Source organism: Paraburkholderia lacunae (assembly GCF_003353175.1).
Lineage (GTDB): Bacteria > Pseudomonadota > Gammaproteobacteria > Burkholderiales > Burkholderiaceae > Paraburkholderia > Paraburkholderia lacunae.
The window spans coordinates 187,214-198,890 of record NZ_QHKS01000011.1 but is presented as its reverse complement, the minus strand read 5'-3'; the positions used below and the strand labels follow the sequence as shown (position 1 = coordinate 198,890).

At 64.6% G+C, this 11,677-nt stretch carries 8 protein-coding genes; 7 read left to right on the top strand and 1 reads right to left on the bottom strand.

Going from position 1 to position 11,677, the window contains the following annotated elements:
* The first annotated feature begins 31 nt into the window (after nt 1–31).
* From DLM46_RS18740 to iolB, 7 genes are all read left to right on the top strand, one after another.
* The gene (locus DLM46_RS18740; protein WP_115102402.1) at nt 32–1,078 is read left to right on the top strand and encodes a sugar ABC transporter substrate-binding protein; all 1,047 of its coding nucleotides are present in this window, start codon (nt 32–34) and stop codon (nt 1,076–1,078) included.
* Nucleotides 1,079–1,266: 188 nt separating this feature from the next.
* The gene (locus tag DLM46_RS18735; RefSeq protein WP_115102400.1) at nt 1,267–2,448 is read left to right on the top strand and encodes an ABC transporter permease; all 1,182 of its coding nucleotides are present in this window, start codon (nt 1,267–1,269) and stop codon (nt 2,446–2,448) included.
* A gap of 13 nt (nt 2,449–2,461) precedes the next feature.
* Nucleotides 2,462–3,295, top strand: a complete 834-nt coding sequence (locus DLM46_RS18730; RefSeq protein WP_115102595.1) for an ATP-binding cassette domain-containing protein — start codon at nt 2,462–2,464, stop codon at nt 3,293–3,295.
* Nucleotides 3,296–3,360: 65 nt separating this feature from the next.
* A complete protein-coding gene (locus DLM46_RS18725; RefSeq protein WP_115102397.1) occupies nt 3,361–5,400 on the top strand; it encodes a bifunctional 5-dehydro-2-deoxygluconokinase/5-dehydro-2-deoxyphosphogluconate aldolase in 2,040 nt (679 codons plus the stop codon).
* A complete protein-coding gene (iolD, locus tag DLM46_RS18720) occupies nt 5,397–7,370 on the top strand; it encodes a 3D-(3,5/4)-trihydroxycyclohexane-1,2-dione acylhydrolase (decyclizing) (protein ID WP_115102593.1) in 1,974 nt (657 codons plus the stop codon). Before DLM46_RS18725 ends, iolD begins: the two co-directional genes overlap by 4 nt.
* Before the next feature lie 10 nt (nt 7,371–7,380).
* On the top strand, nt 7,381–8,304 hold the full coding sequence (gene iolE / locus DLM46_RS18715; RefSeq protein ID WP_115102394.1) for a myo-inosose-2 dehydratase: 924 nt from the start codon (nt 7,381–7,383) through the stop codon (nt 8,302–8,304).
* A gap of 34 nt (nt 8,305–8,338) precedes the next feature.
* A complete protein-coding gene (gene iolB, locus DLM46_RS18710; protein WP_115102392.1) occupies nt 8,339–9,139 on the top strand; it encodes a 5-deoxy-glucuronate isomerase in 801 nt (266 codons plus the stop codon).
* 123 nt (nt 9,140–9,262) lie between these two features.
* On the opposite strand, the gene DLM46_RS18705 is transcribed toward iolB, so the two are convergent.
* Nucleotides 9,263–11,503 (bottom strand): hypothetical protein, encoded by a 2,241-nt coding sequence (locus DLM46_RS18705; protein WP_425274000.1) that lies wholly within the window; start codon nt 11,501–11,503, stop codon nt 9,263–9,265.
* Nucleotides 11,504–11,677 lie beyond the last annotated feature (174 nt).

The window sequence follows — 11,677 nt, the reverse complement described above, 5'->3', positions numbered from 1 at the left end:
CAATAACGATAGACCGAGAAAGGTGGAGACAATGAGACTTTGCAATGGCAAGGCTACGCTCAGGATTCTGGTAACGGCATTGACGTTGGCGACGGGATTCGGTGCGGCGTCCGCCGCCCGCGCGGCTGACGGCCACTTCGTGCTGATCAGCCACGCGCCGGATTCGGATTCGTGGTGGAACACCATCAAGAACGCCATCAAACAGGCCGACGAGGACTTCAACGTCGAGACCGACTACCGCAATCCGCCGAACGGCGACATCGCCGATATGGCACGCCTGGTTGAACAGGGCGCCGCACGCAACTACGACGGCGTGATCGTCTCGATCGCCGACTTCGACGTGCTCAAGAGTTCGATCGCCAAGGTCACTCAGAAACACATCCCGCTCGTCACGATCAACTCCGGCACCGAAGAGCAAAGCGCCCAACTCGGCGCGCTCATGCACGTCGGCCAGCCGGAATACGCCGCGGGCAAAGCCGCCGGAGAAAAGGCAAAGGCAGCGGGCATCAAGTCGTTCCTGTGCGTCAACCATTACGCGACCAACCCGGCTTCGTTCGAACGCTGCCGCGGCTTTGCCGAAGCGATCGGCGTCGACTTCAAGGCCTCCACGCTCGACGCCGGCCAGGACCCGACCGGCGTGCAATCCAAGGTGAGCGCGTACCTGCGCAATCACCCGAACACCCAGGCGGTACTGACTCTCGGCCCGCTGTCGGCGGCACCGACGATCAAGGCGCTGCAGCAGATGGGTCTCGCCGGCAAGGTCTGGTTCGCGACCTTCGACTTCGACAATGACATCGCCAAGGGCATCCAGGACGGCACGATCCAGTTCGCAATCGACCAGCAACCCTACCTGCAAGGCTATATCCCGGTCGCCGTGCTCGCCGTCGTGAAGAAGGAACACACCACCGATCCAGCGAAGATCCGCCAGATCCTGCAGGCGAATCCGAAGTTCCAGCAACGTCTCGCAACTTACGGCCTGGCACCCGCTTACGGGCCGCGCAATATCGGCTCCGGCCCGGGTTTCATCACCAAGGCCAATATCGACAAGGTCGTGAAATACGCCGGGCAGTACCGCTGACGTATTGCGCAGGGAGGGCGGACACGGGAGCACCGTTGCCGCCAGGTATGAACAAAGTGGATGCGGCCGGCCGCAAGCGGCCGGGCCGCGCCACGCCTGCATTCGCCATGTTTTACGTGCTTTTATAGGCATCGAGCGCCACGGCCCGTCATAGACAGCCATCCACCGGCGCATCAAGGAGAGCTTCAATGGGCGTAGCCAACCCCTTCCACTTCCATTCGCGCAAGCAGCCCCCTTCCGCAACCGAGACAGCTTCAGCGTCGACGTCGAGCGGTGCGGCCGCGACGTCCGACGAGCGGATCCGCCAGGAATCCTGGTTCAGGCATCTGCTGAACCGTCCGGAATTCGCCGCCCTCGCCGGCACGGTGATGGTGTTCCTCGTGTTTGGACTTGCGGCCGGCAACTCGGGCATGTTCAACCTCGACGGCGTGATGAACTGGTCGCAAGTGGCCGCCTATCTCGGGCTGATCGCGGTCGGCGCGTGCCTGCTGATGATCGCCGGCGAATTCGATCTGTCGATCGGCTCGATGATCGGCTTTGCGGGCATGATGGTCGCGCTGCCCACGATGTACTTCCATTGGCCGATTGCGTTGTCGATCGTGTTCGCGTTCGCCGGTTCGATGCTGCTCGGCGCGCTCAACGGCTACCTCGTGATGCGCACGCGGCTGCCGTCGTTCATCGTCACGCTGGCGTTTCTGTTCATTTTGCGCGGGCTCACGCTGGCGCTCTCGGTGATGTTCGCCGACCGCACGATCATCTCCGGCGTGGGCGACGTTGCCGCTCACGACTGGTTCGCCCATACCTTCTTCCAGGGCGTCGCGTTCAAGGGCCTGTTCGTCTGGCTCGGCCACATTGGCATCGTCAAGCTGCTCGACAACGGCAGCCCGCTCGTGCCCGGCATTCCGAAAGTCCTGCTCTGGTGGTTCACGCTGGCCGCGGTGTGCGCGTTCACGCTCGCCAAAACCCGCTTCGGCAACTGGATTTTCGCGGTCGGCGGCGACGCCAATGCGGCGAAGAACGTCGGCGTGCCGGTGCGGCGCGTGAAGATTTCGCTGTTCGTGCTGACCGCGTTCTGCGCCTGCCTGTTCGCCGTGCTGCAAGTGTGCGATATCGGCTCGGCCGCGGCCGACCGCGGGCTGCAAGCCGAATTCGAGGCCATCATTGCGGCGGTGATCGGCGGCACGCTGCTGACCGGCGGCTACGGCTCGGTGATCGGCGCCTGCTTCGGCGCGCTGATCTTCGGCGTCGTACAGATCGGCATCACCTACACGAACGTCGACTCCGACTGGTTCCGCGTGTTCCTCGGCGTGATGCTGCTGATCGCCGTGCTGTTCAATCACTATGTGCGCCGCCGCGTCGCGCAATCGTAACGAGGAGACGAACATGTCCGATACGAAAACCGTCAGCGCTGGGAGCACGACGGGCGCGCCGCAGGACGACGTGATTCTCGCGCTCGAAAACGTCAGCAAGTACTTCGGCAGAGTCATCGCACTCAGCGGCGTGACCTTGCGTCTGAAGCGCGGCGAGGTGCATTGCCTGCTCGGCGACAACGGCGCGGGTAAGTCGACGCTGATCAAGACGCTCGCCGGCGTGCATCAACCCTCCTCCGGTCAATATCTGGTGGACGGCAAGCCCGTGCTGTTCGAGTCGCCGAAAGACGCGCTCGATCTCGGCATCGCCACCGTCTACCAGGATCTTGCGCTGGTACCGTTGCTATCCGTGGCGCGCAATTTTTTCATGGGACGCGAACCGCAGAAAAAGCTGTTCGGCTTCCTGAGCGTGATGGACCTCGAGACCAGCGCAACCACCGCACGCGACAAGCTCGCCGAAATGGGCATCAACGTGCGCGACCCGCATCAGCCGATCGGCACCATGTCCGGCGGCGAGAAACAATGCCTCGCGATCGCGCGGGCGATTCACTTCGGCGCGCGCGTGCTGATTCTCGACGAGCCGACCGCCGCGCTCGGCGTCAAGCAGAGCTTTAACGTGCTGAAGCTGATCCATACGGCGCGCGCGAAGGGCATCTCGGTGATCTTCATCACGCACAACGTGCACCACGCGTATCCGATCGGCGATTCGTTCACGCTGCTCAATCGCGGCAAATCGCTCGGCACTTTCACGAAGGAGACCATCAGCAAGGACGAAGTGCTCGACATGATGGCCGGCGGGGCCGAGATGCAGAAGATGATCAGCGAACTCGACGGCGCAACGATCTGATTCATTTGCGCGTGTGGCGGGCGCTTGCCGCGCCCGCTGCCGCGCCCAGCTATTCAGGAACATTCATGGCTCATTCCAGCACCTCCAGCACGACCGGCGCAGGTCCGTCCGGCGCCAGCCGCTTCGCGCCGGGCCGCAGCCGCGACATCGTCTGCCTCGGCCGGCTCGCCGTCGATCTGTACGCGCAGCAAGTGGGCGCACGGCTCGAAGACGTGTCGAGCTTCGCGAAGTACCTCGGCGGCTCTTCGGCGAATATCGCGTTCGGCTGCGCGCGGCTCGGCCTCGCGTCGGCGATGCTGACCCGCGTCGGCAACGATCACATGGGCCGCTTTCTCACCGAGACGCTCACGAGGGAAGGTTGCGACGTCAGTCACGTGCGCATCGATCAGGAGCGTCTGACCGCTCTGGTGCTGCTCGGCCTGAAAGACCGCGATACGTTCCCGCTGATCTTCTATCGCGAGAACTGCGCGGACATGGCCGTCGATGAAGCGGATTTCGACGAGGCGTTCATCGCGTCGTCGAAAGCGCTGTTGATCACCGGCACGCATTTCTCCACCGAACGGGTGAACCGCACGAGTCGCCGCGCGCTGGACTACGCGCGACGCAACCAGGTGCGCACCGTGCTCGATATCGATTACCGTCCGGTGTTGTGGGGCCTCACGGGCAAGGCGGACGGCGAAACCCGCTTTGTGGCCGACGAAGGCGTGACCGCGCATTTGCAGGGCATTCTGCCGCTCTTCGATCTGGTGATCGGCACCGAGGAGGAATTCCGTATCGCCGGCGGCAAGACCGAGCTGATCGAAGCGCTCGCGATGGTGCGCGCCGTGACGCCGGCCACACTGGTCGTGAAGCGCGGACCGTTGGGCTGCCAGATCATCGACGGCAGCGTGCCCGCCACGCTTGACGACGCGCCGATTCACGGCGGCGTGCAAGTGGAAGTGCTCAACGTGCTCGGCGCGGGCGATGCGTTCGCGTCAGGCTTTCTCTCCGGATGGCTGCGCGATCAACCGCTCGACGCATGCGCGCGTGCAGCGAACGCGAGCGGCGCACTGGTCGTGTCGCGTCACGGCTGCGCCCCGGCGATGCCGACGCCCGCCGAACTCGACTACTTCCTGCGCGAAGCGAAAGCCGATCCGCAACGCATGCGCCGTCCGGATCTCGACGCGACGCTCGCGCGCCTGCATCGCGTCTCCCCTGCCCGCCAGCAATGGGACGAAGTGCTCGGCTTCGCGTTCGATCACCGCAACCAGTTCTTCGAACTCGCGCAGCAGACCGGCGCTGACGAAGCGCGTATCGCGCAACTGAAGGGACTGTTCGTCGAAGCCGTCGCGCAAACCGAAAGCGCGCTCGGTTTGCAAGGCCGCATCGGCGTGCTGATCGACGACCGCTACGGCCAGGATGCATTGAACGCCGCGACAGGCCGCGGCTGGTGGATCGGCCGTCCGGTCGAATTGCCCGGCTCCGTGCCGCTCGCGTTCGATCACGGCCGCTCGATCGGCACCTCGTTGATCGCGTGGCCGCAGGAGCATATCGCCAAGTGCCTCGTGCAATACCATCCGGACGAACCCGTCGAACAGCGTCTCGAGCAGGAAGCGCAACTGCGCGCGCTCTACGACGCCACGCAGGCAAGCGGCCATGAATTGCTGCTCGAAGTGATTCCGCCGAAGCACGCGCATCTGCCGCAAGCGCCGGACATCGTCTATCGCGCGTTGAAGCGGCTCTACAACATCGGCATCTATCCGGAGTGGTGGAAGCTCGAACCGATGGACGCCGCGCAATGGCAAGCCGTCGATGCGCTGATCGCCGAACGCGATCCGTATTGCCGGGGCGTGGTGCTGCTCGGTTTGTCGGCGGCCGTCGAGCAGCTGAACGAGGGCTTTCGCGCGGCGGCTGGATCGGCGACGTGCCGCGGCTTTACGGTCGGCCGCACGATCTTCCACGAACCGAGCCATGCGTGGCTGGCCGGCGAAATCGGCGACGACGAATTGATCGCGCGCGTGCGCCGCACATTCGAAACGCTGATCGCGTCATGGCGCGCGACCCGCGGCCCGGCGGCTGCACCGCACAGCGCATCGAGCCACCTTCATCAGGAGCAGGCGGCATGAACCAACGCGTGTTGCATCACGATGCGGCGTCCGCCGACGATGCCGTCCAGAGGCGCGCGCCGTTGGGCGGAACGGTCCGTCTGACGACCGCGCAGGCGCTCGTTCGCTATCTCGCGGCGCTTCGCGTCGCGACCGAAGACGGCAGCGGCACCGAGCCGCTCTTCGGCGGCGTATTCGCGATCTTCGGCCACGGCAATGTGGCCGGCATCGGCGAAGCCTTGTATCAGCATCGCGACGAACTGCCCACGCTGCGCGCCCACAACGAACAGGCGATGGCGCATAGCGCGATCGCCTATGCGAAAGCGCATTTCAGACGCCGCATGATGGCGGTCACGACGTCGATCGGACCGGGCGCGACGAATCTGGTGACGGCAGCGGCGCTCGCGCATGTGAATCGTCTGCCCGTCCTGCTGTTGCCCGGCGACGTGTTCGTTTCGCGTGCGCCCGATCCGGTGTTGCAGCAGGTCGAGGATTTCCACGACGGCGGCATCTCCGCCAACGACGCGTTCAAGCCGGTGTCGCGCTACTTCGACCGCATCGTGCATCCCGCGCAGTTGCTCAATGCGTTACCGCGCGCCGTGCGCGTATTGACCGACGCCGCGTTATGCGGCCCCGTCACGCTCGCCTTGCCGCAAGACGTGCAGGCGCAGGCATGGGACTTCCCGGCGGATTTCTTTGCGCCGCGCGTCGTCACGTTTCACTCGCCCGCGCCGCGCAGCGAAGATATCGAAGCGGCGCTCACGCGTCTGCGGCACGCGAGGCGGCCGTTGATCGTCGCGGGCGGCGGCGTTCTGTATGGCCACGCGACCGATGCGCTGCACCGCTTCGCCGGCGCGCACGGCATTCCGGTAGCGGAGACCCAGGCAGGCAAAGGCTCGCTCGCGTGGAACGATCCGCTGAACGTCGGCGCGTTGGGCGTGACCGGTTCACCCGCCGCGAACGCGCTCGCGCACGACGCCGATTGCGTGCTCGCGATCGGCACACGTTTGCAGGACTTCACGACCGGCTCGAACACGCTGTTCACGCAGGCCGACGTGATCGGCATCAATGCCAATGCGTTTGACGGCCTCAAGCATCGCGCGCTGGCGGTCGAAGCCGACGCGCGTCTCGCGTTGGATGCGCTCGCCGCGCATCTGCAAGGCTGGCACGCGGATCGCACATGGACCGCGCGCGCGCACAAACTCGCGGCGGGCTGGCGCGACACGGTGAGCACGCTCACGCATGCGCCGCAACGCGACACCGTGCTGCCCTATGAAGGCGATGTGATCGGCGCGGTGCAGCGTTCGAGCGCGCGCTCCGCCGTCGACGACATCGTCGTGTGCGCCGCGGGAACCTTGCCCGCCGAGTTGCACAAGCTGTGGCGGGCCGGCAAGCCCGGCGCGTATCACGTCGAGTACGGCTACTCGTGCATGGGCTACGAGATCGCCGGCGGCCTCGGCGTGAAGCTTGCCCGGCCCGAGCGTGAAGTGATCGTGATGCTCGGCGACGGCAGCTATCTGATGATGAACAGCGAGATCGCGACCTCGGTGATGCTGGGCGCGAAGCTGATCGTCGTGGTGCTCGACAATCGCGGCTACGGCTGCATCAACCGCTTGCAACAGGCGTGCGGCGGAGCGCCCTTCAACAACCTGCTCGACGATTGCATGCAAGGCCCGCTTGGCGCACCCAGCATCGACTTCGCCGCACACGCGCGTTCGCTCGGTGCGCACGCCGAGCACGTCGCGAATGTCGCCGAACTCGAAAGCGCGCTGCAACGCGCGCGCGCCGCCGAGCGCACGTACGTCATCAGCATCGACACCGACCCTGCCCGGACCACCGACGACGGCGGCTGGTGGTGGGAAGTCGCGGTACCCGAAGTGTCGCCGCGCGAGCCCGTGCGCGCCGCGCGTGCCAAGTACGACGCGCAACTCGCCGCGCGCGCCGAGGCGGCCGGCTCCGCCGATTCCGCCGGCCCCACCGACCACGAATGAGGACGCCCGCATGACTGCTTTCGACGTACGTATCGGCATCAACCCGCTGTCGTGGATGAACGACGATCTGCCGTCGCTCGGCGGAGAAACGCCACTCGAAGTCGCGCTCACCGAAGGACGCACGATCGGCTATCAGGGCTTCGAACTCGGCAACAAGTTTCCGCGTGAACCGCAGGCGTTGAAGACGCTGCTCGCGCAATACGACCTGGCTCTGGTTTCCGGGTGGTACTCGGGACGGCTCGCGCAACGCAGCGTCGAAGAGGAAATCGCCGCGGTCGGCCCGCATCTCGAACTGCTCGCGCAGAATGGCGCGACGGCGATGGTGTACGGCGAAGTCGCCGATTCGATCCAGGGCGCGCCGCAACCGCTCTATCAGCGGCCGCGTTTTTTCAGCGACGCGCAGTGGGACGCCTACGCCTGCCGCGTCGACGAATTCGCGCGCTATACGCTGAGCCGCGGCGTGCGGCTCGCCTATCATCATCACATGGGCGCGTACGTCGAGACGCCGGCCGACGTCGATCAACTGATGTCGCGCACGAGCGACGCGGTCGGCCTGCTGTTCGACGCCGGGCACATCACGTTTGCCGGAGGCGATCCGTTGACGGTGCTCGACAAGCACATCGCGCGCGTGTGTCACGTGCACTGCAAGGACGTGCGTCCGGCGGTGATGAAGCTGGCGCGCAATCGCAACTGGAGCTTTCTCGATGCGGTGATCAACGGTGCGTTCACGGTCCCGGGCGATGGCGCGGTGAACTTTCCGGCGCTCATCGACCGGTTGAAGCGGCATGGTTATCGCGGCTGGCTGGTGGTCGAGGCCGAACAGGATCCCGTGGTCGCGCCGTCGTTCGAATATGCGCAGAAGGGATATCGGACCTTGCGAACTTTGGTCGATGCACCGCTTGACGGCGGTGGCGCGACTGAGCAGGAGGCGTGATGAACTACCCCCACACTTACAAAGGTAGGGCAGCATGAGTTTATTGGTGAAGGCTCAGCGCGAGGGCCAGACTATCGCGCGGGTGACGCCCGAATCGGCGTGTTGGCGGTACGTGGGTTTTGCCGCGTATCGACTGGGCGCGAATGAGGTAGTGCATGTGCTCGAGCCGTCACGGGAGGTTTGTATCGTGGTGCTGGCGGGCGCCGTGGATGTCGAGACCGCTGACGCCACCTGGAGTTCGCTGGGCTCACGCGACAGCGTGTTCGAGGATGCCGCGCCGTATGCCTTGTATTTGCCGCCGGGCGTGCGGGCGACGGTGCGGGCTTGCCGCGATGCCGAGATTGGCGTGGCTAGCGCGCCGGCCAAAGGCATCTATCCGGCGCGGCTGATCGAGCCTGCTTCGATGAAGCGCTCGACACGCGGGAAGGGATTAAATACGCGATACGTATGCGATATTCTTCCGCAGACCGAGCCCGCGGAGTCTTTGCTGGTTGTCGAGGTTCGCACGCCTGGCGGGCATGCTTCGAGCTATCCGCCGCATAAGCACGATACCGATAATGTGCCGCATGAGAGTTCGCTCGAGGAGACTTACTATCATCGGCTCGATCCGCCGCAAGGGTTTGCTTTTCAGCGTGTTTATACCGATTTGCGGGACATCGACGAGTCCATGGCCGTTGAGGATCACGACGTCGTCATGGTGCCGCGTGGCTATCATCCGGTGGTTGTACCCTACGGATATGAGTCTTATTACCTGAATGTGATGGCCGGCGGACAGAGGGTCTGGCATTTCCGGAACGATCCGGCGCATGAGTGGATTATCAATAAGGATGGTTGACGTTTCTGGTCGCGCTCTTGGTCTCGTTTCTGGTCGCGCTTTTGTCTCTTGACGGCGGCAATTTGTGGTCGCGCCCCAGGCATGGGCCCAACCGCAAATTGCCGCCGCGCAGGCAAAAAGCCACTATTTTCCGGCACTCAAATCCACATCCAGTGTCCCATCGGCGGCCATCCTGACCTTCCCTTCTGAAACATCCCTCCGATAGCCATAGAGATCGAACTTCATCACCCCAGGATTGGCCTGATCCCGAATCAAAGTCCTGGCATTCGTGACCAGCGAATCAAACATCTTCACATCGCCGGACTCGATCCAGACAAAGCTCTTCCCCGCGCCGGCAGGCGGCTTGGCGACAGCAACGCCAACCTCGCGCTTGAACTTCAACGCGAGCCCGTCGCCGGCGACGGTCGCGCCAGCCAAACGTCCCTGCAAAACGGGCGGCGGAAACACCGTATATTGGTCGAACACGAGTTCGTTGCCCTTCAGCGCAACACCCTTGCGCGTAAAGGGCGTCAACGAATCCAACGGAATCTCCAACGCACGCAGCAGCCCGGCTTGCGGCACCCCGAGCACCTTTACAGAAGTCGGTGCATACACGAGATGCCGCTCGTCCCTGGCAACGATCGTGCCGCTCATCGTGGTCGGCAGCCACACGCCCGGGAAGTGATTCCACAACTTGATCCCGCCCGTCACCTGCAACGCGCCATCCACGGGCTTCAGCCGCAGATCGTTCAGCGAACGCGGTGCGTAGTCCAGCAGGTAATCGTTGAACAGCGCCGCCATCGCGGGCCACGGCTCGACCACCTCGCCGCCGATGATCCGGATATCGTATTGATCGGGATCGTCGAGGTCGACCGGCTGACCCGCCTGCTTCGGCACCATCTGCGCGTCGAGCGAACGCACGTGAAAACCGATTCGTCCCGATACGTAGAAGTCCACATTCTCGACATGAATCAACGGCGCGGGTCCGACCGAGTGCCGCTCGTCACCGCTCGCCGATCCCGGTGTGGTCGCGCTCAGTCCGGAAAGCACCGCGCGCGTGCCGACCGGAATCGCGCGCGCCGCCGACGCGCTCCGCAAAGCAGGCGATACGCGCTGCCACACTTCACGCGCCTGCGCGAGCGATGCCTGCTGCTCGCGAATGAAGCTGTCGTTAAAGCGCGCGCTCGCGCTGCCGTTCTGCACAGGCGCCGATTTCGCCGCGCTGGCTAGCGTCGTATACGACGGCAAATGCACGTCCAGTGCGCCGGCTTCGTTAAACGTGAAGTAGCCTGCCGACATCTGGTCCCGGTAGTGGTACAGATCGAGCACGAACGGCGCGTTCGCGTCGATCGGCGTCAGCGCCATGTCGATGTTCATCGGCATCGACCGCATGAACTTGACGTCGCCGCCCTGCACCAGCATGCCGCGCGCCGGCATCGTCGCCGGCCAGTCGATCTTCGGCACCGTGCGGTCGTCGAGCGTGAAGCGCACGCCGGCCGCACTGGTGTCGATCTGCGTGATCGTCATCCGCAACGCGGGCGGCGGCGTCAGCCTGGCAACCTGCATCACGACGTCGTCGCCGTCGAGGCGCGCTATCGGCGTGTCCACTTTCAACAGGTCGGCCATCTTCACGTGCGCGGCCTGCATGATCCTGTCGGCGCCGACGCCGGCTACTTCCACGTGATCGGCATGGAACACGAGTTCGTCGGCGCTACGCATCGACAGCGACCCGCTCAGCACGATCGGCACCCACGTCTCGCGATGCATCTCGCCGGTAATACGCAGGCTGCCGCGGTCTTGCGGCACCACGCGCATATTGCGCAGCGGCGAGCCCTGGTACTGGAACAGATAGCGGTTGAAGATCGCGGTGAGTTTGGCACTGTCGAGTGTGACCCTGCCACGATGAACGTTGATCGTCACGCTGGTCGGATCGTCGAACACGATCGGCTGGCCGGCGTGCGTCGGGCTCAACGTGGCCGCCATGTCGTGAATCATGAAACCGATGTCGCCGGTCACGCGAAAATCGACGTCGCGCGCGAACATCAGCGAGCCGTCGATGCCGGAATCGCGCAGCGTCAACGCACGAGTGCGCCTGACGCTCATGCCGCTCGCCGATGGCACGCGCGCGGCGACGCTCTGTTCTGCGCTCAGCTGTTTGGCCTTCGCGAGTTCGAGCGCAGGACGTGAGGGGGAAGCGGGTCGATCCGCGTTGGCAGCGGCACCGGTTTGCGCAGACGGCGGGGAGGCCGCGTCGCCCGTGGTCGAGCTGGCGTCGGCGCACGCGGACATCAGCAGCGCGGCCGTGACCAGCGCGGCGCCGGCGCTCGCCCGTGCACGCCACGCATCGGTGAGCGGTGTTCGAGTGCGCAACTGGCTCTGTTTCATGACGTCTCCTCCTGAAGCCGCGGCGCGTCTACGCGCACCGGATGCAGCATGGTTCGTCGCGCATACGCCGGCTTCAAACACCGAACCGCCGCTGTGCGCCTTCGACCTGATTGTCTTTATTTGCAGGCGCGCTGCCGACAAGATTTCTGGAGGACGCTCACCAAACGATCGAGC